Genomic DNA, 23,993 nt, shown 5'->3' with positions numbered 1-23,993 from the left:
TTCACAAAGATTAACTTAGGAATTAAAATGTGTGGGATTGCAGGCCTTATATATACTGACCAAGCGAGATTCGTTGATCCATCCGTGATCGAAGCAATGTGCACCGCTATCCACCACCGTGGGCCAGACGAGTGGGGTATGTGGCTGGAAGGTGCCGTTGGCATAGGAATGAAACGTCTCCAGATTATCGACTTGGCTGGTGGGCACCAACCGATGGCAAATCAAGACGCAACAATACATATTGTTTTTAACGGAGAGATCTATAACTATCGTGAACTGAGGGCGGATCTGGAAAAGAGGGGATACCGCTTTGCAACAAATTCGGATACCGAGTCTATCCTCCACTTGTATGAGGAGTATGGTCAGGAGTGCGTGACTCATCTGCGGGGAATGTTTGCTTTTGCTATCTGGGACTCAAAAAAATATCGCCTCTTTATGGCTCGTGACCGATTGGGGAAAAAGCCACTTCATTATCTGTATGACAGGGAAAAGATCGTTTTTGGTTCTGAGATAAAATCCATACTTCGGTTTCCATCTCTAAAGCCAGAGGTTAATAGCTCAAGTATCGCCAACTATATTGCTTATGGCTATTCACCGGATCCTGACACTCTCTTCAGAGGCATTAATAAACTGCCTCCAGGTCATAGGTTAACTTGGGAGAGCGGCCGCATCTCCATTGATTCCTACTGGGATATTGAATACCAGCCAGATTATTCGTTGTCGCAACAGCAGGTATTTGAGGAAACTGAACGTCTTCTAGAGGAGTCAATTAAGATCAGGCTCGTCAGTGATGTGCCACTGGGAGCTTTTCTGAGCGGAGGTATTGATTCAAGCCTGGTTGTTGCTCTTATGGCGCGAAACATGGGTGCACCGGTAAAAACTTTTTCTATTGGCTTTGATGAGAAAAAATACAATGAATTGCCCTATGCGCGGATGGTGGCCGAACAATATGGCACCGACCACCATGAAGAGATTGTGCGCCCTGATGCCGAAGAGGTTATTCCTCACCTTATAAAGATGTTTGATGAACCTTTTGCCGACTCGTCTGCTATTCCTACATATTATGTGTCGCGTCTGGCACGCCAGCACGTTACTGTGGCACTGTCAGGGGATGGCGGTGATGAAATGTTCGGAGGCTATGATCGTTACTTGGATAGCAAACTCAGTGTTTTCGCAGATAAAATGCCTTTGCCAATACGTAAGGCAATTATGGGGACTTCAGTTAGATATCTTCCTGAGTCATTCCCTGGGATCAACACGTTACGCTATTTGGCAGCGGATTTGGATGAACGTTATATTGCTAAAATGACCAAAGGTGTCTCTTGGATTCATGGAAAACTCTTCAGCCCTGAATTAATAGCTCAAGTTGGTACGAGTGACCCTTCCGGCCCGCTGCGGATGCTGCTTCCTAGAGTGAAGATGCACGACACTGTAACCCGTCGGCAATACCTCGACTGCAAGACCTATCTACCCGGAGACATCATGACCAAAGTTGACAGGGCTAGTATGTCGGTTTCCTTGGAGGCACGAGCTCCGATGCTGGATCATCTTTTTGTCGAATTTGCATTTAGGGTTCCGGTACAGTACAAGGTTAGTGGGCGCACGACAAAATATATGCTCAAGCAACTTGCGTATAAGTTGCTACCCCATGATATTGTTGATAGGCCCAAAATGGGTTTTGCCATGCCAGTAGCCCAATGGATCAATCGCGAATGGAAAGAAATGAGTGAGGATCTGGTTATCGGAACAAGGGCTCTACAGCGTGGCAATTTTAATCCTGGATATTTGAAAAATATGGTTGAAGAGCATCGTCGCGGACGTCGCGATCACAGCTACATCATATGGACTCTTATGGTGTTAGAAATGTGGTACAGAGAATTAATCGACGGGAAGCTTCGAAATGACTGAACCTAGTAAAAAAAATGACAATAATTACACGTTTCGAAAGAAAAGAATACTGCTTGTTGTCCGCTGGCCAGTAGGTGGTATTCGGACTTTTATGCGGTATGTCTATCGCCGCTTTGAACCTAAGCAGTATTATTTCTCAATTCTTGCCCCAGATAATCCTGAACTTGATCTACTTGAGCATGATTTCTGTGGGCTCGATTTTGAAATAATCAAAATCTCCCGTAATCCAGCATCTTCCGAACTTTTTTTGGCCGCACTCAAGCTGCTTGTCCGCGGCAAATATGACCTAGTACATTCCCATGGTTTCACTTCTGGCATCTGCACAGCACTTTCAGCTTATATCCTCCGCACTCCACACATACTGACCTCCCATGATATGCTCTCCTCTATGCTTTTTAAAGGGGTTCGCGGTAAATTGAAGCTGTTTGTAATGTGGGTGACTCTGAAACTGGTGGATGCTGTACATTTAGTAAGCAATGATGCATATACGAATCTGTTGCAGGTTTCGCCTTTATTTGAGGGGATTAAAGATAAATGCGTGGTTGTAACTCACGGAATTGAAACGGAACGTTTTCTTAATGCGGTTCCAAGAAATTTGCGTAATGAGTTAGGCATCGATGACGATTTCTTCTTAATCGGTTTTTTGGGCCGGTTTATGTCTCCAAAAGGGTTTGTCTATTTGGTTGATGCAATGGAACTCTTTAATAAATCTGGAAACTTGCCAAAAAAACCTTTAGTGCTTGCATTTGGCGAAGGTGGCTTCATTCGTGAAGAAAAAGCAGCCCTTGCAGAACGAGGGCTCAAAGAGTATTTCATTTTTCTGCCTTTTACCGATAATGTGGCAAGCGTGATTAAAGGGCTAGATTTGGTTGTCATGCCATCAATATGGGAGGCATGCGGGTTATTGGCAATGGAGACATTGGTTGCTGGAACACCACTGATTGCTTCCGATTGTATTGGACTGAGAGAAGTTGTCAGGGATACTCCCACTCATATCGTTCCAACTAAAGATAGCAATGCTCTTGGAAAGGAAATTTTGTTTTTTATGGAGAATTGTGTGAAAGAATCTTTCAATGAATTTGTGCCAATGGCGGCAAAAAGATATGATGTAACCCAGCAAGCGTTTTTAATTGAAAAGCTGATGTGTTCATTAATGGCTAAATGATGAATCTGGTATGTGTATTGGCCAGGGCTCGTTGTTTGGATTAACTGAGGAGTGACATGAATCCTTACATATCCCAAAAAATTGTTTATCCTCTCTTGTTTAGCCTGCGTCGAGAGCCCTTTTACGCGGATATTGAAAAACTGCGAAAATTTCAATGGCAAGATCAAGCTACTATTACGGAACGCCAACTTGATAAATTTCGTACCGTAGCCGCAGCAGGGATTTGTTCTTTTGATTTTTATAAGCGCATCGTTGCTGAGCACGAAGTCTCAGTAAAGGACATGCAAACTCTAGACGATTTGAAACGCTGGCCTATTATGAATAAGAGCGAGCTAAATCGGTCTGTTAGTGAACTTCGACGAAAAAAAGCGCTTCCAGCGCATACTGTTCGCATGACCGGCGGTAGTTCTGGAGATCCTTGTTTGGTTCTTGCTGATCGTTTAACTACAAGCATATCAGTTGCTGCACGCGCATTATTTCAAGAATGGTACGGTATCGGGGTTGGTGACAGGCAGATTCGGCTCTGGGGGCGTCCACTTAGCACTGGCTATTACCGCGAACAGCTTAAAGGTTTCATTCTTAACCGGATACGTCTTGACTCTTTAGCACTTGGGAAAGACTGCTTTAATAATACCTTCAAACAGATAATCAATTTTGGTGCAGACTATTTATATGGCTATGCCTCGTTGATTGCCCTTTTTATTGATACCTTGAACGATGAGCAGCTAGTAATGCTTCGTGGAGGTTTGAAAGCGGCAATCTCAACTTCTGAAACAATGTCTGACGACCAGCGTATGAAGCTCTTTAGCCGACTTGGACGACCAATAGTTGATGAGTATGGTTGCAGTGAAATAGATATTATTTCGTTCAGTTGTCCGGAAGGTGGTCGTCATACCGCTGCGGAAAACGTATTAGTCGAAGTTGTGAGAACTGGAGATGAACCTGAGGGATTTGGCCGTACCGTTGTAACAGACTTAAATAACACTTTGATGCCAGTTATTCGCTATTGTGTCGGAGACCTTGTTCCTTTGGACCGTCCTGTATGCCATTGTGGTCGCGGTTGGCCGTGTATCGGTCCAGTTCTGGGACGTATTCAGAATCAGTTTATTGAGCTAGAGGGAGGCGTCAGGCGTGTGCATAGCCAGTTTATCGTATATATGCTCGAAGGCTTATTTGATAAAGGATGGGGAATTCGTAGTTTTCAGATTGTTCAGGAGGATTTTGATCTGATTGTCGTGAAGGTTGTGCCGCAAGAAGGCCGAGCTATCGACTGTGAAGAACTGCGTAAAATACTCGCTGCAGAGGGCTGCCGCGCTCTGGGACCAAATACTAGGTGGCGAGTCGATCTTGTTGAAAAAGATGAGTTGGAAATTGCGGCAAGTTACAAATTTCAGCACTTTGTCAGCCGAATTTCGGCTAGAGAGAATTAGACCAAAATGCACACAAGAATATGGATATCATGGGAAGTCCAGAGAAGGACTATTGAACTATCTAAAATACTCAATTGCAAGTTACACATCCTTACTGCAGAAGGCACATTAAGACATTTAATATGTAGTTTGCAAACAATTAGTATATTGGTACAGGAAAAACCACAATTGCTTTTTGTTCAAAACCCTTCAATGTTACTAGCTTTTATAGCCTGTCTCTATCGATTAGTTAGTCACAATATCGTAATAGTTGATAGGCATACAACTTTCAGAATCAATAAAGAACCGAAATTGTCTGTTGACCATTTTATGTTTAAATTTTTTCATTGGTTTACCATTAGGTTTGCTGATTTGACAATGGTTACGAATAAGTATTTAGCGGAGCTAGTTGAAAATAAAGGGGGAATACCATTTGTATTGCCAGATAAATTACCTGAAATTAAACCAACGGAACAGCTACAATTAAAAGAAGGATTTAATATACTTCTTATATCATCATTTGGCTATGACGAGCCTATCGATATAGTTTTGCAGTCTATGAAAATGCTGGAAGGGGAAAATATTAATCTGTATGTAACTGGAAATTATAAAAAACTGGGGAATGCCATTGTGAATGGCTGCAAAGAAAATGTTATATTTACAGGGTTCTTACCAGAGGCTGATTACATTAATATGCTGTTTGCTGTTGATGCGGTAATGGTTCTCACAACTGCCGATCACTGCATGTTATGCGGATGTTATGAGGCAATATCTGCCGGGAAACCACTATTGACATCTGCTAAATTGGTTCTTCTTGAGTATTTCGACAAAGCAGTTTTTGTTAACAATACTTGCGACGAAATTGTTTCAGGTATCAAGCAAATAATTGATAATTATCCTGGGTGCGTAGATAATACAATGTTAATGCGGCGCAGCTTAGGGAATAAGTGGATGGAATTATATGAGCAATTGAATGTGACATTAGAGGACATAATAAAAAATGAAAATCAGTAACGAAATAGAAGAATTATATTTAAAGGTTTATGGGTTTGTCGAAAAAGTACCAGTTGTGTTGACGCCTTACATTAGGCGATTGATCAGGTTATGTGCTTTACCTTACTATTTCTTTTTTGTTATTGATTGGTCAAAATGTGATAAATCTAAACTTGCTGTTATTTCAGATCTAGCGTATATCTTTTTTTGTCTAAAGTATTATCCTGATAACTATATGTTGTGTAAGTTGTGGCAAATTGATAGGAGAGATTGGAAATTTTATTATGGTTCAATATATGACCCATATCAAAGAATGAAGCTTAATAGAGAAGTACAAAAAAAAGAATATAAAGTCGTGTTTAATGATAAAGAAGTTTGCTATGAGCTTTGTAAATCAAAAAATATTCCATTGCCAACCCAATTTTGTTGCTTGGATCCTGATGATAATTATGTAAAAATATTAGATAAAATCTTTTGTGAAAATGCAATAGATAAAGTAATTATAAAACCATGTATAGGTAGTGGAGGACATGGTATTTTGCTAGCCTATAAACAGAATGGTATTGTCATGTTAAGGGACGCAAATAAGCTCTTCAAGCTGGAAGATATGAAGCTCCAGGTCAGATCTGTTGTCCAAGCATACATGAAGCAGCATGAATTACTCGAAAATATCGCCTCTTCATTTAACACGGTAAGAATAGTAACTCTGTTGACTAAGAATAAAGAAACAATTATTGTTGGAGCATTAGCACGATTTGGTATAGGTGACGCTTATGTAGACAACACTTCTTCCGGTGGTGTGGCTATTGGCATTGATATTGAGAATGGTAGATTGAAAAAAATCGGCCATGATTTCAATAGTAATGAATATTTATTCCATCCAACCTCTAAAGTTGTTTTTGAAAATGTGGAACTTCCATATTGGAACGAATTGGTAGAACTGGCAAAAGATATCCAGAAAGGGTTTTCATTTTATAAAATGCTGGGACTTGATATAGGGATCACAAATGAAGGCCCTATATTAATTGAGATAAATCCATTGCATGACAATGTCGGACTCGAACAGAGTTATGGTCCGATATTATTAAATGACAAGGTGAAAAATTCGTTTATGGAATATGATTTATTGATTAATGACGCTCTTATTTAATATCTGCGAATAATTTTCACTCTTCATTGTTTATCACAACCATAATTATTCATCCTCTTACTTCCGTGACTTTTCATCGATATCAACTCTATCCTGAGCTATAAGTCAACATTACGTAATATTGTTGGATTCTTCAAGTGGAGGTATTAAATGAAGATACTCCCTGTAATAAAATATTTTGCTATTGTGTCTGTATTTGTTGTTTCAGTGCAGGATTTGTATGCACAGTCTGTAAAGAGTGGCAAGTATACTAAAACTATTGTCAAGGATATTAATTATGGAGCGCATATAGATAATGTCGGCATGCTTTCTAGTCAGGACCATTATCGAAGCGGTCCAGAATCATTTGCCCACGATGCAGAAGGTAATATTTATATTTGCGATACTGTTAATCGCAGTATTAAGGTCTATTCACCCGTAGCTAATAGTTTCTTTTCAATTCCATTAGAGGATGTCGTTGAAGCAAATGATGTGGCCTTGGATCGTCATGGGAATATTTATGTTCATGATGATAGGCAAGGTAAGCTTTTTCAGTATTCTAAATATGGGATATTACAATCGACGATTTTGGTTGATTTGAAGGGAATGACTAGTAAGGGGGAACTCCATATTGTTCATGACAATGTCTATATAAAGAATAGAAGCCTGCAAGAAGATATTTTAGTAGGAAGAATTGATTCTGGTTTATTGAAAGAAGTGTTGCAAAAGGATAGCCCCGCTATTCGTAATATAGGCATTCATAGTTTAAGCGGTAAGAGATATCTAGTTTCTTTACAGAGAATGAAAAAAGGCGAGATTACAGTGCTTAATTCAGATGGTTCATTGATGAAAACTATTGACTTGCCACTTAAGGGGCTCGTATCGATTCTATTTTTGCAGGAGGATATACGGGGTAATTTTTATATTCAGGCTGAAAGACTTGAAAGTAATAAGATTATATTGGAAGTTCATAAGTATAGTTCTTCAGGTGGTCACGATGATATCATACCTATACTAGATAACGACTATAGGTCCTTCGTGATAAAGCTGGTTTCTATTGATGAGCAAGGAAAAATATATCAATTTGTCCCCAAAACAGAAAAGGGCCAAGTGATAATCAGGAGTCCAGAATGAGAATTTTATTTTTTCGACTGCTGACTTTCTTTTGTATTCTTGTCCCCTCTTTGAACTCGTACGGTTGGATAGGAGATCAGTGGAGTTCAATTAGTCGGCAGACAATTGTACAAAATGCAAGTAAAATGATTGATTCTACTTGGACCCCTACGAATATTATTAATAACTATGTTTCGGGAACTTGGAAAGAATTTCTTCCTGGGACTATGTATGTGGGAGAACCATATTCTACTAATATTCCACAAGAAAGTTGGGAGGAGTTTAATAATGCCATTGATAAGGCTGAGGGGAATACTTATTTAGGGAATCACTGTTCTGGGTTTGTGAGTATGAGTTGGCAGTTGCCGTATGTGTATACGACAACAAATTTTGAACAAAATCTTGGGTTAAGTTACTTATATGCCTTAGGAAATGTTGGAGCCAGTGCCAATGTTAATTTGATGCCTGGTGATGCTCTCAATTATTCCGGGAGCCACATTTTAATGTTCGATAAATATAATCCGGATGGGACAATCCAATCCCTGGAGCAGGCTCCTTGGCATGCTCGTCGTAGAACATGGACATGGAGTAATCTTAATTACTATAGGCCTATCCGCAGAGATTTACTACAAGGTGGTCATGCTGTAAATGATAGGATATTGACGACTATTGAAGTTGAAGCGAGATCCTGTCCCAGTTTAAGTTGCGGCCAATCAATTTGGGTTATTCCACAGGATTCCACAGGGATAATTGTTGATGGACCGCAATATGGTGATAAATTTAAGTGGTGGAAAATTCAATACGATAATGGCATGTCTGGATGGTCCATTGAAGGATATCTTGAAAAAATCGTTGATAACTCTGTTCAGTGTGAAAACGTAATTGACAACAATTCCCCGAATGGAACTATATTAATAAATAATAATGCCCAGTATTCTAATAGTCGATCTTTATTACTTGCTCTTACGTGCACTGACATTGAGAGTGCATGTTCGTGGATGCAGTTTAGTGCTGACAACTTGAATTGGTCGCCTTGGGAGGCTTATCTACCGATAAAAAAATGGACGATGCCTGAGGGGAATGGACCAATGACTGTTTATGCAAGATTCAAGGATTCTTGTGGAAACGTTTCGGATGTGTATCGTGACGAAATAGTACTTCAGAGCGTAAACCCGGATTTGCAAATATCATTACTATCTGTCCCTGCGTACGGTGGGGCAGGTGCAGCAATCAACTTAACCGATACTACAGTGAACAATGGCCTAGGTGGAGCAAATCAATCAATAACGACTTTCAACTTATTGATTAGAACATCAGCTATTTCAGAGGACAGATTGCTTGGCAGCAGATGGGTATCTGCTCTTGAGCCTGGTGGAAGTAGCGCGGGAACTATTTCTGCAAACCTTCCTGCAGACATACCGCCGGGCAAATATACGATTACTGCGAAAGCTGATGGCGAAGTAAAAGATTCCATCTATATGTTTGGCACTAGCTCAATAGTTGAGTCTAGCGAAAACAATAACACGAAGTCAGCAACTATCCGCATCGGGCCTGATCTTGTTGTGACTTCGCTCTCTCTACCGGTTACAGCTGGTGCAGGTTCCACAGTAAATCTGACGGATATAACCCGTAATATTGGAAGTAGCAGCTCAGGTTCATTTACAACGGATTTCTTTTTATCAACCAACACAGCACTTGATTCATCAGACATTTTCCTTGGGCGTAGGGTCGTCCATGCACTGGCAGCAAATGAAAGCAATACAGGAACAACCTCATTGTTCATCCCAAATAATTTACCTGTTGCCAAGTATTACGTTATTGCAAAGGCTGATGCCTCTAATACTGTAGCCGAGGCTGATAAAACAAACAATTCAAGATATGCATCGGTAAGCATTGGGCCAGATTTAGTGATTTCTGCTCTTAGTGTGCCTCCAACAACGGCTTCGGGGGCTACTATTAATATTACGGACACTACTCGAAACATAGGTGGTGGTAGTGCCAGCGCAACAATAACAAGTTTCTACCTTTCTGCCAACACGCTACTTGATACCTCGGATATCTTCCTTGGTAGTAGAGCTGTCCCTTCACTTGCTTCAGGGGTATTAAACACTACGACTACTGAAGCGTCTATTCCTCTTAGTACTCCTGCTGGTAAATTCTATATTTTAGCAAAAGCCGATGATCCAATGGTTGTTACAGAAATCAATGAAACTAATAACACTAAGTATGCTACCGTAAGTATTGGCCCAGATCTTATCATTTCTTCACTTACAGTACCCGCTGCCGTAGTTGCCGGATCAGTGTTAATGGTATCTGATATAACGCGAAACTCTGGTAGTGCTAGTGCTAATGCCTCTACCACAAGTTTTTATCTGTCAACAAATACGACGCACGAAGTGTCCGATATTTTCCTCGGGAGCCGAGCTGTTTCTGCACTTGTTGCCGGCGCATCTAATAAAGCAGCTAGTGCCCTTGCTATCCCTTCAAGTACATCCCCTGGGCTGTACTATGTTCTATCTCAAGCTGACGCTTTAAATGAAACTGTTGAAAGCAACGAAAAGAATAATACTTCTTATAAGCAGGTAATGGTGCAGATAGAGTGATTTGTCAACTTAAAGCCAATGATTTCGAGTTGTAAGGTTTTAACGCGTGTGCTGCAGCAGGATCAGTTTAAAGGCGCACCCTCATTTGGTAAATGAAGCATTATCTGATTAATTTGTTATAATTAGACCAGAGCTCGGAGGCGTTTCGGTCTGCTGGTCAATGTATTATTGAATTTAATGTAACTCAAATCACATTTTAATTTTGCATATTACTGATAAGAGGTTTTAAGTATCTGAAAGGTGGAATAGTTTTTTAATTAATCAAATGACGGCTAACTGATGGTGCTAAGGAATGATAGTGTAGACCATAGACAGCAACAAAAAGAATGGAGGCTGTTATGAATGACCCAAATCAAATAAGCAGGTTATTTAAAACCAAGGTAATAACTCACAGAGTTAATCGGCATAGCGCATGTTGTAACTTGTTGCAATTATTGTTTTTTGTGGTTGGCTTGTCATCCGCAGCGCTAGCAGCACCAGCTCCAGTACCGACTATTTCCGCTGTGACTCCATCTGCGACCACTCTGACAATTACCGGAACTAATTTTGGTGACAAGTCTATTGCAACACCTATTCGTTGGGACAATTTTGAAGATGGTACTGCCGAAGCAACTGTTGATAGCACTGGATATTGGACTATGAGATCGGGAGGTACTCTTGAACCAAAGTTTTCGGTCGAAAATCCAAGACATGATGGGAGTAAATTAAGTATTAGACATGGCAGTGCGGGCACTGGGTTTTGCGCCACTTTAGACAACTGCCCCCAGACAGGTCATGCCGCGTTCTGGAGGAATGATGTTGGGTTTAAGAAAACCAAAAAAGCGTTTGTGAGTTTTTGGACTCGTTTTGACTGGGGGCCAGGGGGAGCAAGTGATACAGGAGGATACCAAATCAAAGCATTTCAATTGGCCCAGTCAATAGTAAGTACCTCTGGAGTTCTTGCTTACCCAGACTTAGGACATGAAAGCTGGTTTGATTTCAGTGGGTTGAAGCGAACATATACCCAGTCATACATGCCCGACGATAACAAACCGACAGAAGGGGCCTTTGGCTACACTAATACTACCCCTTCAATGACGAACAATTTCTCGGGAGCAACTAAAGTTTTGCCAAACACTGACAAGACACTACCTGATAAACAGTGGAGCAACATAAGAATTCAGTATTCAGCTAGCACTACTCCTGGCTCTGCAGATGCTACTTATAAAGTATGGTATCAAAAGGGAGATGCTTCAGGGTATGTATTGAAAGATGTAACAACCTGTTCAGGCTATACTTGTAGCTGGGTTCATCCTGGTGCAAGTTCAGTCGATTATTATAATAGAGATTTAATTGATGCCCTTAAAATTTCATATATCCTGACTAATGTGGAAGATTCTTATTTGAGCATAACTCCATATACCGATGATGTCTATATGGACAATTCTTGGGCTAGGGTTGAGCTGTGTAATGCCAATACCTATATTGCTTCTGGGCACTGTGAAATGCAACCACCGACTGCCTGGGCTAATGAAGTTATAACGACAACCTTTAACAAGGGGTCTTTTAAAGTAGGTGATACTGTTTATGTGTATGTAATTGACGAAAATGGTGTGCCCAATAGCACTGGTGCTTCATTTACTATAGGGGTTATCGCACCTGCAGTGCCAAAAGAAATTCTAGTAGAACCTGTAAAGCCGGTAGATCCAGTCAAATAATTATCTAAAACCGGATTGGCTATGAACTGATTTTAGACAATTGGCTGATCACTCACCAATCTATACAAATGATGATCGAAAAGGCGATGCTGAAAACAAGCATTGCCTTTTTTTGTCGGGATAATTTACAACTTCTGTTCTTTAGTGTTTTGGATGGCTAGAATTTGAATGAATATAGTATTATATCGTTTAATTTTAACCGGTTAGTGGCCATCACCCATAGTGTTCAGCAATGCATTGGATGATGCTGATTATGTCGAAAATCTTTACATGTGTTGGCTGAGATAAGCATGTGGTTAGAATAAATGCTTTATTATCAAGCTGGTATGCTGTTGGTATATTAATTGTATAATATGCTCAACAATGATTAGATAGTTTACAAATTTCAGACTGTAGCTAAATAAAGGAGGAGTTATTATGAAACGCATATTGGTGGGTATCGCCCTTGCAATGTTGCTTGTTAACAGCCAGACTGCTAATGCAACGACTGTAAGTTTTGGTGATCCGACAACACATTGGGCAGGTTGGGTTTCAAGCGATTATCAAAATTCGCATGATGTTCTGGGAAAACCACAAGTTACTGGTGGTAGTTATGTTGTAAATGATGGTTTGCTGTCAAGTATAACTTTTACTAATGACCCTACATGGAAAACAGGGGCTGGCTGGGGTGGACTTCATTCTGGCGACCTGTTTATTAATGTAAAAAATTCAGCCGATGACCATTATTGGGATTATATCGTAAGAACATTTGATAAAACTGCTGCTGGGAATTATGCTATTTACGATATTTCATCTCTTAATGCATCAACGGACAGAACTGATTATGGGGCAAATTTAAATACTGGTGCTGGATTTGGCCAAATCGGTCCATATATCACAGCATATGACCGTAAGAATCAGCCTGTTGCGATAGTTGGCAGTTTGTTGAATGCTGATCTTGAGACAGGAGAAACTGCTCACTTTACGGGCTTGGTTGATGATCTTTACAGTACAACATACACATTCAATGCACCTTTAAGAGTTGGAGATACTTGGGACTTTTCTTGGTCACAGTCATGTGGTAACGATGTTGTTCAGAATCCAGTACCTGAGCCAGGTACAGTGATGCTCCTCGGAGCCGGCTTGTTAGGGCTTGTCGGGTACAAGGCACGTCGGAAGAATAGAAAAGCCTAACGTCCTATTAATACAAGTAGAATTTATATCAATAAAAAGGCGATGCCCATGTGCATCGCCTTTTTTGTCGGAATAATTTACTACCTTGATTCAATATCTTTTAAAAATCTGTTTGCTTGAGCGAAAAAATCTTTAATTGGTGGTTAAATTGCTCCTACAAGAGTTTAAAAGTCGAAGCAGTAGGATTTCCAGTGCAATCATATCTATCTGCTTCATTGTTTATTTTATTATCGTCATCATCGCGTGGGTACTTGTTTTAGCTGTCGGCGACCTTTGGTGGCCGATAACTTTTTTACTGTTTGCTCCACGCTGGCTGTTTGCCCTGCCGGCTGTTTTTTTTATTCCGTTTGCGCTGTTAATAAACCGTCGCTTATTGCTGCCTTTGGTTGTAGCATTACTTATAATTCTTGGCCCTTTTATGGGGTTCAATGTCACTATAAATAAGATATCAAAGCCAGTTGCTAAGCCTTTGCGGATTGTTACCTGCAATCTTCAAAATGGCAAATTTGATTTAAATGCCCTGAATGCTTTAATCCAGAATACCCAGCCTGAAATTGTGGCGCTTCAGGAGCTACCCTCAAATATTATCATCAAGTCTCTTGATGGCTGGCAGCACCTGTTAGAAGGGGATCTTCATATTTATTCACGATACCCGGTCACAGCCGGTGATTTTATAAAAGCCAATGTACCTAAGCACAAGTGGCCTCGTACTTGTTTTCTATACTGCACTGTAAAAGCTCCTTCCGGTGATTTGACTTTCTGCACAGTGCATATGCCGAGCCCACGGTATGGGCTTCAGGCTATTCTCGATAAGTCGACGCTAATCAATCTTAAAAGAAAAAAACTGCTGATTGATGAAACGGAATACCGAAGGCAAAAATCGTTAGAAATTTCAGCTATTGTTGATAACCTGCCATCTCCAAAAGTAGTCGCTGGAGACTTCAATATGCCAGTAGAAAGTACAATCTATCGTAAATATTGGAGTGCGTATCAGAATGTTTTTTCCCAGCGCGGCTTTGGGTATGGCTGGACGGAGTGGGTATCAGTTCGGAGTATTCCTGTTGGTGTTAGAATTGATCATGTCCTTATCGGTAAAGGACTGACACCATTGGTTTGCGAAACTGGTACTGACGTGGGGTCTGATCACTTGCCGGTGATTGCAGATATTGTGGCACCGTAATCTGGTTTTAAGGATACTCTTTATTCGCATGAAATATTTGAAGTAAGACTTTTGGAGTTGAAATTTGACGATTGAATGCTTCTGATGTAGGGTTGAACAGTGTCAACTTTAAAGGGCTTATCTGTCTGCCAATCGATATTTTAATATATCTCAATCTGTTGAAAGGAACTTTAATTCATGAATGATCGTGTAGTTTCAGTTATCGGCCTCGGGTATGTCGGGCTTCCGGTCGCGGTTGCATTTGGGATGAGGAGAAAAACTGTAGGGTTTGATATTAATGCTGCCAGAATCAAGGAGTTGAAGGACGGTTTTGATCGGACTGGGGAGGTTGAGTCTGCAGACTTGAAGTCTACGGATATTCTTTTCACCGACAAAATTGATGAACTTAAAACCGCTGATTTTCATATAGTAGCTGTGCCAACTCCAGTGGATGAGGCGAATCAACCAGATTTGACACCTATGCTTAAGGCTTCTGAAACCGTTGGCAAGGCTTTGAAAATGGGTGATATCGTTGTTTATGAATCGACTGTTTATCCCGGAGTCACTGAGGATGAATGTATACCTGTTCTGGAGCGCATTTCTGGTCTTAAGTGTGGGACTGATTTTACAGTTGGTTACAGCCCTGAGAGGATTAACCCTGGCGACAAAGAGCATACTTTCACAAAGATCAAGAAAGTGGTTTCCGGTCAGGATGCTGATACGTTGGAAATTGTTGCTCAGGTCTATGAGTCGGTTGTCACAGCCGGTGTGCACCGTGCATCTAGTATCAAAGCTGCAGAAGCGGCAAAGGTCATTGAAAATACCCAGCGCGACCTTAACATTGCTTTGATGAACGAATTAGCAATTATTTTTGACCATATGGGTATTGACACTAATGATGTACTGGCTGCTGCAGGCACGAAGTGGAATTTCTTGCCATTCAGACCTGGTTTGGTGGGGGGGCACTGTATTGGGGTCGATCCATATTATCTTACCCACAAGGCCGAAAAAATTGGTTATATTCCTCAGGTAATACTTGCAGGCCGCAGAATAAACGATGGTATGGGAAAGTTTATAGCGCAGCGTACTGTCAAGGAGATGATTCATGCTGGACATAATGTGCTGGGGGCAATGGTAACCGTAATGGGGTTGACATTCAAGGAGGATTGTCCAGATCTTCGTAATTCTAAGGTTATTGACATTATCAATGAATTACAGGACTACGGTATCGAAGTTCAAGTTTGTGACTCTCTAGCTGATCCAGATGAATCCTTCCACGAATATGGTATTAAACTCGTGCCATTTGACAAACTTAAACCCGCAGCTGCTGTTGTGGCTGCAGTGGCACACAGTGATTATCGCAAGCTTTCAGCAGATACTTTGGTTTCGCTTATGGGCAAATCTCCTCTATTGATCGATGTAAAAGGCGTTTATGATCGAAATGCTTGTAAGGAGGCCGGGATTAAAGTTTGGCGATTGTAATAAACATGGTGTTTCATTAAAAATAAAGCAATTCTTTGTTGACATGTTATCAATATATAGTGTATTCATGCACAATCATTAGTAACAGGTAGACGATAATACTAAACCACCCGTGAGGGTGGGGCGGAAAGCCTATAGGGTCTCCTAGAGACAGCCGGGTTGCCGAAATGCCACGAGGGTATTCGGCCCCGGCTGTTTTGTTTTATCCCTCTGGAGGCATCATGAGCGCTTGTTTTCGTATCGTAATCGTTAGTGTTCTTGTAGTAAGTTTTTTTGTGAATTTCACTTCTTCATCGGTTGCTGGCGATTTTATTGTTAGATGGAGTCCTAACAGCGAAAATGACCTTGCTGGATACCGGGTTTATTACTGGAATAATGCCAGTGATGTTTTGAAGCTGGATCGGGTCGCCTCTTCTATCGATGTCTCTGATGTCACTTCCACAATCCTCCGCGGGCTCTCTCCATATTCACCTTATTTTATTGCGGTGACAGCCTATAACCAATCAGGCCTTGAAAGTTCATTTTCAGATATTGTGACAATTTATCCTGAGAAGTCTTGTTTGCCAGGAGATATTTCCGGCGATGGCTACGTTGATATCTCTGATGTAATGCTAGCTTTGAGAATTGCCGTTGGCAAGGTGAATGCTACTTCCGAACAGCTTGCATGCGGAGATGTTGCTCCTGTTAAAAATGGCGTGGTAGCCCCGAACGGCAAGATCGACACTGGAGATGCCATTGTTATGTTATCGAAAGTGGTAGGTAAGATAGCTTTTTAATTTTGACATGTTAGCAGTTTTTTTACGCGCTTTAAAGCCGCGTAGTTGATTGCCTTAAGGTATTCAACTACGCGGCTTTTTGCATTAATGCCACAGAATGGAATCTAGTGACTTCAGTCACAAACTAAAGGGGGGGACAGGCGAAATATAAAACAAAAGAATGTAAGGAAATTAATTCAGCACCAGGTTTAAGGAGAAGGAAATGAAAAAGAGATCGGAAAAGTTAGGGACGAAAGGAAACCTGCTCTTCGGTTTAATTGCCATGCTAACCCTTCTCAGTTGGGCAACATCTTGTTTTGCGGCAGATTTTATGGTTAAGTGGGCTCCAAACAGTGAGTCTGACTTGGCCGGTTACAAGGTTTATTACAAAGCTGGCGATACATTTGATTCTTACGGGGCAGTGTTGGCCGCAGAAGTCACTACAATATCCGCCACGCCTACAGCTAGAATCAATGGGCTTGATGCAAGCAAGAGTTATTCATTTGCGGTAACGGCCTATAATCAAAGTGGTTTGGAAAGCGGATTTTCAAATCCAGTTACAATAAAAGAATCAGTGTCTCCTACGGTATCAATCACCTCTCCCTCAACCTCAAATGTAAGCGGTTCAGTATTAATTAATGCTGAAGCTTCTGATGAAAATTCTGGTATGTCCAAAGTTGAATTCTATATAAATAATTCGCTTGTTTTTACCGATAATGAAGCTCCATACCAATTCGACTGGGATACTCTGGCAATAAGCACTGGTGCCTATACTATCACTGCAAAGGCTTATGACTTAGCAGGCAACAAGGCAGAAGCTAGTGCTTCTGTTAATGTTGTTAATGATATCGCAGCTCCGACTGTTTCAATTACTTCTCCATCAAATAACAGTACCATTAGTGGCAGCGTAAAGGTTGAATCCTCAGCCTCTGATGATGTGGCCGTGAGCAAGGTAGAATTTTACGCAAACGGTGAAATCAGCGCAGTAGTAAATTTCCCCCCATACAGCTACAACTGGAATACTGCCAACTCTACTAATGGTTCAGTTACTCTGATAGCAAAAGCCTATGATGCTAAAGGTAATGTCGGCCAATCCACAGTTTATGTAACGGTAAACAATATAGCCACCCAACCTGCACCTGCACCAGAGTCAACTCCTGCTCCAGATACCGCTGCTCCTGTAGTAACAGTATTCACAATGCCATCAACTTCAACTGCGCTGAATGTTGCGATAAACAGCTTAACTGCTACTGATGCAATAGGCGTAACCGGTTACCTGGTAAGTGAAAGTTCAGTGGCTCCTGCAGCTTCTGCAAGCGGCTGGTCATCATCAGCACCGACTATGTACAGCTTTACTTCGCAAGGTTCAAAGACCCTTTACGCTTGGGCAAAGGATGCGGCGGGTAATGTGTCGAGCAACCTGAGCAGAACAGTTACGGTTACCTTGCCTGACACCACTGCACCGGTTGTTGGCATTAATCAGGTTACCTCGCCTACAACGGCAACCTCTCAGACGCTGAGTGGTTCAGCAACCGATAATGTCGGCGTCGCAAGCGTTACGGTACAGATTGGTTCTGCTACGCCTTATGCAGCCTCACTAAATGGCAATAGCTGGAGTTTCAGTCTGGCGAATCTGCCGATTGGTGCAAATGAAATTACGGTGCGCGCTACAGATGCGTCAGGCAACAGCGCATCAGCAAAAACTTCAATAGTAGTTGAAACTCAGCCAGCCACTCTAAATATTGCTGATGCAACTTTGGCAATGCAGGTTTCTGTTGGCAAGATCAAGCCCTCAACATCACAAAAGAGCCGTTTGGATGTAGCGCCGGTCATAAATGGTAAGTCGAGCCCTAACGGCAAGGTTGATACCGGTGATGCGATAGTTATACTTTCTCAGGTCGTTGGAAAGATTGTCTTGTGATCAGATAAATCTGCGGTAAAATATAAAAACAACCAAAATGAAAGGCGGCGTTTCGTAACGTCGCCTTTCTTCTATTTTCGTTTCGGAGGTGCTAGTGAGACCACTTTCTTTATTAATAATCATGTTGTCGATTGTTGCATTTTTTGCTGGCTGCGGAGGTGGGGGGGCAACCGAAAAAACTGCCACACTTGTTGTCTCATCTCATAGCGCTAATCCCAGCGATGTGTTTGGTGGTTTTGACCTTACGGTTACACTCCCTTCGGGCTCATCGTTGAAGACAGATAGCGGTGGCGTGCCGCTTGCTTCGGTTGTCTATTTGTCAGGTGCGCTTGCTGGTTCGACGCTTTCTTCATCCGGAATTACCTATGATGCAGTGCAGCGGGTGCTGACAATTAGTTTTCCTAGTGCAAACAGTTATTCGCTTGGAGAGTTCCTGACAGTAAAATGCGATGTGCCGACTTCTTATACCCCTAATGTTTCGCAAGTAAACATAACGTCAACTTTCTATGCTCCGGGGATAGCTGGAGGAGGAGCTCTCCCTTCCATTACAACAAGTGCCACTTTCAATTAACATCAAGGAATTGGATTAGAGAGCTTTTTGAAGTGAAAGTGTAGTAGTCGTCTTTAACAAGGAGGCTGTTATGCTGATCATGGTTAGGTATATGGATGGTTCGTACGATATGGTGGTTGATCATCGTTTGGAAGGGCTGATAAAGGCGGGGCGTGTGCTTGAATTCCGCCGTGGAAACGGCTGGGCCCGGGTGGGCAGGGATCAACTGAGAGAGAACTCAAATAAAGATTTTAGAGGTGACGAGCGTAGGATGGGCGAGGCAACGAACCAGTTCATGATGTAGGTAACATGCTGTCATGAATCTTCCGACCCTGAACGGTACGCAGCAATCGCACTGGTACTGCTCACCACTCGATCAAAAAGCGACCGGTAGTTTTCCTCACTTGTACGTAAAGCTTTTTCCGCATACTTCCTTTCTGTAATATCTTCACCTGATAAGAGTGCGCCTGTAATCTTTGCGTCTTTGTCGCGCAGAAGCGATGCGTGGACTGCAAGGACCCTTTGGCTGCCGCTTTGCGTTACAATCGTTCTCTCAAAGTATTCCTGAAAACCAATTCCTTGTTCCATGAGACTTAAATAAGAGGCTTCAAGTTCAAGTTTTGAGTCTGCAGGCATAAAATCCGAAAACCAGTTTTTCCCAAGAAGGTTCTGTTGAGAGTCATCGAGAATCGAGCAACCTTTCTTGTTGATAAGCGTAATGTTACCGTTTGTGTCAAGGGCTACCATGAGCACTCCGGCGACATCAAGGTAAAGCTGAGCCTGATCCCGCTCTCTCTGCAACTCCTCTTCAAACTGGCGTCGTTCCCTAGCAGTTCGGGTCGAATTGATTCCGTATGCAAGGTTTTCGGCAAGTTTTATGAGGAGTTTGATTTCTTCACCATCAAATGCGTCCGGTTCCTTTGCGTAGATGTTGAGTGTGCCTTGCTGAGCCTGTGCAATAGTGAATGGTATTGAAACTAGAGAGGCAAATCCTCGTGACGCTGCTTCAACCAGACGGTGAGAGTAATTCTTGTTGTTCAAGATATTCCGTATGATTGCCGGCCGGCCGGACAGAATTGCTTTCCCTGCAGGACTCCTTGACGGGTCTGCATCGCTCCATGCCAGGCGCATAGCCTCCAGAGCGCCATTTTCGAATCCTGATTGGGCTATTGGCAAAAGCCGCAAATTGGGGCTTTCAGATGTAAGCCCTATCCAAGCCAGTCGATAGCCTGCACTATCGACCATTTCGTTGCAGATGTTCTGTAATAATTCATCTTCTGACCTGGCAGTAGCAAGCAAGTGATTGCTTTTATTGAGAAGCATGAGCGCCCGGTTTGACTTCCTCAATTCATTCCCTTGTTGCTGCAGTTCACTCATGCGTTCTTTGAGGCTATTTTGCAGTTCCAGGTACCGTTTACCAACCTCAACACGCGCCCTTAGTTCTTCAGCTTCAAAAGGCTTTGTTACATAGTCGTCTGCACCTGCGGCCAAGCCGGCGACTACATCTTCTTTCTGTCCACGGCAGGTGAGCAGAATCACGTACGGAGGGAATGAAGTCGAGAGAGATCGCAGGTTCTTACAGATGTCAATGCCGTCCATTTCCGGCATCATCCAGTCAAGGATGGCAAAATGAGGAGAATCTTTCTGTTGCAGTATGTTCCACGCTTCGCGACCATCCGCGGCAATGACAACAGTATATCCCCAGGCTGTAAGCATTGCCCCGAGTATCCGTCTGACAGAAGCGTTATCATCAGCAACAAGAATCTTCACTGCATATCTCCAGAGTACATTTTATCGTCAGATGTTTACCACAGTTCCGACTCCCTTTACAAGCAGATGGACGTGAGTTATTGTTATCGCCATTACTTGTTGAGGTGCTTATGTCTAGTCGTATCAGGATATTGCCGGAAAACCTTGCAAACAGGATTGCCGCTGGAGAGGTGGTAGAGCGTCCGGCCGCTGTGGTTAAGGAGTTAGTTGAAAACTCTATTGATGCCGGGGCTACTGATATTCTGGTTGAGATAGAGAATGGGGGTAAAAGGCTAATCCGGGTTGTTGATAATGGCTCCGGGATGTCTCGTGAAGACGCGCTGCTTTCGCTAGAGCGTCATGCCACCAGCAAGCTTACCTCGGACGCTGATTTGGCAGCCATTGCAACCCTCGGTTTCAGAGGGGAAGCGCTTCCTTCGATAGCGTCAGTCTCAAGAATGGTACTTGCCTCGCGTGAGAGCAGTAGCCTGGAAGGTGCAGAGATATATTCCGAAGGCGGGCGAATCGTCACTGTCAAGGCTCACGGTATGGCAGTAGGTACCTCGATAGAGGTAAGGGGACTCTTTTTTAATACTCCGGCTCGACTGAAATTCATGCGCAGTTCTGTGACTGAATCAGGCCATGTTGGCGAGTTGCTTGTCAGGCTGGCTCTATCCCGTCCGGATATCAGGTTTTCCTATATCTGCGATGCCAAGACGCAGTTTATTGCGCTGCCTGGCGATCTGCAATCAAGGATAGCCACGTTTATCAACAAGGATGCCTTAACTGATCTTTGGCCGGTTGAGTATGCTGAAACTGGCATCTCTATAACAGGGTTGGTTGGCGGGCCTTCGCTCACCCGCTCCAACTCTTCCGGGTTGTATACCTATATAAATGGTCGCTTCATAAGGGACAAAGTTGTTCAGCATGCTGTGATTCAGGCATATCGTGGGGTAATAGATAAAGGGCGGTTTCCGGTTCTGGTCGTGTTCATTGAGATTCCGTTTTCCGATGTTGACATAAATGTTCATCCCACCAAACATGAAGTGCGTTTCCGCGAACAAGGCAAAGTGCATGATTATATCTTTGCCGCGATTGGTGGTGTGCTGAGCCGATCACCTTGGATAACGCGGACTTCTTCGTCTCCGGCGAAGACCCTGTATGTGGATAACCAGCCGGCTCAAGATCGCTTGTCCGGGGTCAAGGATGCTCTTGCTCGCTATAATCCAGCTCAGGAAAAACAGCTTTCCGCATTCACCCCGGTATCCAGAATTCCCGACAGCAGTAGTTTACTCCGCAAAGATCAACTGCCGGAAGCAGACGTTGGTAACAATGCTGTTGGCTACTACTCATCACTTGCAGTGATTGGGCAGTACAAATCAATGTATATCCTTTGTCAGGATGGAGCTGATCTTGTTTTGATCGACCAGCATGCCGCACATGAAAGAATCGCCTACCAGCGTCTGAGGAGCGAGCATGCCAGAGGCGGGATCGAGAGCCAGATGCTTCTTTTCCCTGAAACGATTGAGTTGTCGTATGGGGAAGCAGCAACGTTGACTGAACATGCAGTCAGGATTGAAGGCCTTGGTTTCGAGGTAGAGCATTTTGGTGGGACCACCCATGCTATTAAGGCGGTTCCTAGGCTGATCGCGGCTACAGGCTATCTGGCTGCATTGAGAGAAATCCTGTCCGAACTGGAACAGCTTTCGCGCAGTGTCAAGGCAGAGCAGATGCTTGACAGCTTATTAGCAAGAGTTGCCTGTCATAGTGTTGTCAGGGGGAACCATGCTCTTACTATGCCGGAGATCAAGGCTCTGCTAAGACAGATGGATGAAACCGATTTTGCCGGCACTTGTCCTCACGGAAGGCCGGTTCTCGTGAAAATAACGCTTCCTGAAATCGAAAAGATGTTCAAGCGCTCAAAGAGTGCGGCCGGTGAGTGAGTTTATGACGTCTCAACCGGGAGATAAAATCAAGATTCTGGTAATTCAAGGGCCAACGGCATCGGGAAAGACGGGGCTTGCAATAAGGCTTGCCGAGGCAATCGGTGGTGAAATCGTCAACGCCGATTCCATGCAGGTATATAAAGGCATGGATATCGGAACCGCCAAACCTTCCAAGGATCTGCAAAACAAAGTGCCTCACCATCTGATCGACATTGTATCTCCGGAGCAGAATTTTTCGGTAGGCGATTTTCGCAAAGAGGCAGTGAAGGCTATTGCCGATATTCATGCTCGTGGGGCAAAGCCAATAATTGTTGGCGGCACCGGTCTCTATATAAGGGCCTTATTGAAAGGGCTTGCGGAAGTGCCGCCTGCAGATGACGAATATAGAATGGAGTTGCAGGAGCTCCTTGAGCGCAAAGGTGGAGAATTTCTTTTATCTCAACTTGCACTTGTTGACTTGGTCTCAGCAACTGCATTGCATCCGAACGACCATGTAAGAATCATAAGGGCCTTGGAGGTTTTCAGACTGACCGGGAAGCCGATATCCGAATTCAGAGGGTGTCATGGATTCATGACCGAGGATTACAGTTACCTGAAAATTGGGATTCGGGTCGAGCGTGCCGAGTTATACGCCAGGATCAATCATCGTGTTGAAGAGATGATTAATGACGGCTTTATCGATGAGGTCAGGGGGCTTTTGGCATTGGGATATGGCAGGGAATTGAAGTCCATGAGATCAATCGGCTATCGCGAAATATGTAGCTACCTGTCAGGAGAAACAGATTTAGATAAGGCTGTGTCTCTTATCAAACGCAACACCAGACATTATGGCAAACGCCAGGAAACCTGGCTGAGGGGAGACCCTGAAATTTCGTGGGTTGAATATCCGAAATCTTTTGATACTATACAAAACCATGTAATTGCATTTTTTGATTAAAGGAGATTTCTATGGCTAAGGCACCATTCAATATCCAGGATCAATATCTTAACCAGTCACGCAAGGAACGGGTTAAGATTGTTTTAAAGCTTATGACCGGAGAGTCTATGGAAGGGTACATTAAATCGTTTGACAACTTTTCCGTGCTCATGGAGATCCAAGGGGACATCCTTATTTATAAACACGCAATTGCAACCATAACCTCTTCTGATGGAACTTTCAGACTCCATCAATAGTTCCGGTTAACTACTCAAATACACTGAGGGCGGCCATTAGGTCGCCCTTCTTTTTGCTGTACAGGAGA

19 protein-coding genes and 1 riboswitch are annotated in these 23,993 nt (G+C 42.8%); of the genes, 18 read left to right on the top strand and 1 reads right to left on the bottom strand.

Going from position 1 to position 23,993, the window contains the following annotated elements; translation table 11 throughout:
* The first annotated feature begins 27 nt into the window (after positions 1–27).
* From asnB to KI809_RS00160, 15 genes are all read left to right on the top strand, one after another.
* Positions 28–1,908 carry an asparagine synthase (glutamine-hydrolyzing) gene (gene asnB / locus KI809_RS00230; RefSeq protein WP_214169517.1) on the top strand — a complete coding sequence of 627 codons (1,881 nt, stop codon included), beginning with the start codon at positions 28–30 and terminating at the stop codon, positions 1,906–1,908.
* The gene (locus KI809_RS00225; protein ID WP_214169516.1) at positions 1,901–3,073 is read left to right on the top strand and encodes a glycosyltransferase family 4 protein; all 1,173 of its coding nucleotides are present in this window, start codon (positions 1,901–1,903) and stop codon (positions 3,071–3,073) included. Before asnB ends, KI809_RS00225 begins: the two co-directional genes overlap by 8 nt.
* Positions 3,074–3,129: 56 nt before the next feature.
* Entirely contained in the window at positions 3,130–4,503 is a 1,374-nt protein-coding gene (locus KI809_RS00220; protein WP_214169515.1) for a phenylacetate--CoA ligase family protein, read from the top strand.
* 168 nt (positions 4,504–4,671) lie between these two features.
* Positions 4,672–5,496, top strand: a complete 825-nt coding sequence (locus KI809_RS00215; protein ID WP_214169514.1) for a glycosyltransferase — start codon at positions 4,672–4,674, stop codon at positions 5,494–5,496.
* Positions 5,483–6,625, top strand: coding sequence for a sugar-transfer associated ATP-grasp domain-containing protein (locus KI809_RS00210; protein ID WP_214169513.1), 1,143 nt, complete (start codon positions 5,483–5,485; stop codon positions 6,623–6,625). The genes KI809_RS00215 and KI809_RS00210 overlap by 14 nt, the downstream gene beginning before the upstream one ends.
* 150 nt (positions 6,626–6,775) lie before the next feature.
* Positions 6,776–7,738, top strand: coding sequence for an NHL repeat-containing protein (locus KI809_RS00205; RefSeq protein ID WP_214169512.1), 963 nt, complete (start codon positions 6,776–6,778; stop codon positions 7,736–7,738).
* Positions 7,735–10,320 carry a CARDB domain-containing protein gene (locus tag KI809_RS00200; protein WP_214169511.1) on the top strand — a complete coding sequence of 862 codons (2,586 nt, stop codon included), beginning with the start codon at positions 7,735–7,737 and terminating at the stop codon, positions 10,318–10,320. Before KI809_RS00205 ends, KI809_RS00200 begins: the two co-directional genes overlap by 4 nt.
* A gap of 338 nt (positions 10,321–10,658) precedes the next feature.
* Positions 10,659–12,017 (top strand): hypothetical protein, encoded by a 1,359-nt coding sequence (locus KI809_RS00195; protein WP_214169510.1) that lies wholly within the window; start codon positions 10,659–10,661, stop codon positions 12,015–12,017.
* 417 nt (positions 12,018–12,434) lie between these two features.
* Complete coding sequence (locus KI809_RS00190; protein ID WP_246559087.1) at positions 12,435–13,190, top strand: PEP-CTERM sorting domain-containing protein; 756 nt, start codon at positions 12,435–12,437, stop codon at positions 13,188–13,190.
* 148 nt (positions 13,191–13,338) lie between these two features.
* Positions 13,339–14,370: an endonuclease/exonuclease/phosphatase family protein gene (locus tag KI809_RS00185; protein WP_214169509.1), complete on the top strand. Its 1,032-nt coding sequence runs from the start codon at positions 13,339–13,341 to the stop codon at positions 14,368–14,370.
* A gap of 177 nt (positions 14,371–14,547) precedes the next feature.
* Positions 14,548–15,831, top strand: coding sequence for a nucleotide sugar dehydrogenase (locus tag KI809_RS00180; protein WP_214169508.1), 1,284 nt, complete (start codon positions 14,548–14,550; stop codon positions 15,829–15,831).
* A 90-nt stretch (positions 15,832–15,921) separates the two neighbouring features.
* Positions 15,922–15,998, top strand: a riboswitch (cyclic di-GMP riboswitch).
* A 54-nt stretch (positions 15,999–16,052) separates the two neighbouring features.
* On the top strand, positions 16,053–16,607 hold the full coding sequence (locus tag KI809_RS00175) for a fibronectin type III domain-containing protein (RefSeq protein WP_214169507.1): 555 nt from the start codon (positions 16,053–16,055) through the stop codon (positions 16,605–16,607).
* A gap of 202 nt (positions 16,608–16,809) precedes the next feature.
* Positions 16,810–18,507: an Ig-like domain-containing protein gene (locus tag KI809_RS00170; protein ID WP_214169506.1), complete on the top strand. Its 1,698-nt coding sequence runs from the start codon at positions 16,810–16,812 to the stop codon at positions 18,505–18,507.
* A 94-nt stretch (positions 18,508–18,601) separates the two neighbouring features.
* Positions 18,602–19,078, top strand: a complete 477-nt coding sequence (locus KI809_RS00165) for a hypothetical protein (RefSeq protein WP_214169505.1) — start codon at positions 18,602–18,604, stop codon at positions 19,076–19,078.
* 70 nt (positions 19,079–19,148) lie between these two features.
* Complete coding sequence (locus KI809_RS00160) at positions 19,149–19,361, top strand: GSU3473 family protein (RefSeq protein ID WP_214169504.1); 213 nt, start codon at positions 19,149–19,151, stop codon at positions 19,359–19,361.
* Between the two features lie 11 nt (positions 19,362–19,372).
* Here KI809_RS00160 and KI809_RS00155 read toward each other — a convergent pair whose 3' ends face one another.
* A complete protein-coding gene (locus KI809_RS00155) occupies positions 19,373–20,827 on the bottom strand; it encodes a response regulator (RefSeq protein ID WP_214169503.1) in 1,455 nt (484 codons plus the stop codon).
* Between the two features lie 110 nt (positions 20,828–20,937).
* Between KI809_RS00155 and mutL the strand changes: the two genes are divergently transcribed.
* The 3 genes from mutL to hfq are packed head-to-tail and all read left to right on the top strand — an operon-like array spanning position 20,938 to position 23,925.
* Complete coding sequence (mutL, locus tag KI809_RS00150) at positions 20,938–22,749, top strand: DNA mismatch repair endonuclease MutL (RefSeq protein ID WP_214169502.1); 1,812 nt, start codon at positions 20,938–20,940, stop codon at positions 22,747–22,749.
* Between the two features lie 4 nt (positions 22,750–22,753).
* Positions 22,754–23,689, top strand: a complete 936-nt coding sequence (miaA, locus tag KI809_RS00145) for a tRNA (adenosine(37)-N6)-dimethylallyltransferase MiaA (protein ID WP_214169501.1) — start codon at positions 22,754–22,756, stop codon at positions 23,687–23,689.
* An 11-nt stretch (positions 23,690–23,700) separates the two neighbouring features.
* Complete coding sequence (gene hfq / locus KI809_RS00140; RefSeq protein WP_214169500.1) at positions 23,701–23,925, top strand: RNA chaperone Hfq; 225 nt, start codon at positions 23,701–23,703, stop codon at positions 23,923–23,925.
* Positions 23,926–23,993 lie beyond the last annotated feature (68 nt).

It is taken from the genome of Geoanaerobacter pelophilus, assembly GCF_018476885.1.
GTDB classification, from domain to species: Bacteria; Desulfobacterota; Desulfuromonadia; order Geobacterales; family DSM-12255; genus Geoanaerobacter; species Geoanaerobacter pelophilus.
Note: the sequence above shows the minus strand (reverse complement) of the source record. Positions and strands in the feature narration are given on the sequence as shown.

Bases quoted from the DNA above. Each gene is read 5' to 3' on its own strand.
- KI809_RS00190 (WP_246559087.1), top strand. From the start codon at position 12,435: ATGAAACGCATATTGGTGGGTATCGCCCTTGCAATGTTGCTTGTTAAC.
- miaA (WP_214169501.1), top strand. From the start codon at position 22,754: ATGACGTCTCAACCGGGAGATAAAATCAAGATTCTGGTAATTCAAGGG.
- asnB (WP_214169517.1), top strand. From the start codon at position 28: ATGTGTGGGATTGCAGGCCTTATATATACTGACCAAGCGAGATTCGTT.
- KI809_RS00210 (WP_214169513.1), top strand. From the start codon at position 5,483: ATGAAAATCAGTAACGAAATAGAAGAATTATATTTAAAGGTTTATGGG.
- KI809_RS00220 (WP_214169515.1), top strand. From the start codon at position 3,130: ATGAATCCTTACATATCCCAAAAAATTGTTTATCCTCTCTTGTTTAGC.
- KI809_RS00225 (WP_214169516.1), top strand. From the start codon at position 1,901: ATGACTGAACCTAGTAAAAAAAATGACAATAATTACACGTTTCGAAAG.
- mutL (WP_214169502.1), top strand. From the start codon at position 20,938: ATGTCTAGTCGTATCAGGATATTGCCGGAAAACCTTGCAAACAGGATT.
- KI809_RS00180 (WP_214169508.1), top strand. From the start codon at position 14,548: ATGAATGATCGTGTAGTTTCAGTTATCGGCCTCGGGTATGTCGGGCTT.
- KI809_RS00205 (WP_214169512.1), top strand. From the start codon at position 6,776: ATGAAGATACTCCCTGTAATAAAATATTTTGCTATTGTGTCTGTATTT.
- hfq (WP_214169500.1), top strand. From the start codon at position 23,701: ATGGCTAAGGCACCATTCAATATCCAGGATCAATATCTTAACCAGTCA.
- KI809_RS00175 (WP_214169507.1), top strand. From the start codon at position 16,053: ATGAGCGCTTGTTTTCGTATCGTAATCGTTAGTGTTCTTGTAGTAAGT.
- KI809_RS00195 (WP_214169510.1), top strand. From the start codon at position 10,659: ATGAATGACCCAAATCAAATAAGCAGGTTATTTAAAACCAAGGTAATA.
- KI809_RS00200 (WP_214169511.1), top strand. From the start codon at position 7,735: ATGAGAATTTTATTTTTTCGACTGCTGACTTTCTTTTGTATTCTTGTC.
- KI809_RS00160 (WP_214169504.1), top strand. From the start codon at position 19,149: ATGCTGATCATGGTTAGGTATATGGATGGTTCGTACGATATGGTGGTT.
- KI809_RS00170 (WP_214169506.1), top strand. From the start codon at position 16,810: ATGAAAAAGAGATCGGAAAAGTTAGGGACGAAAGGAAACCTGCTCTTC.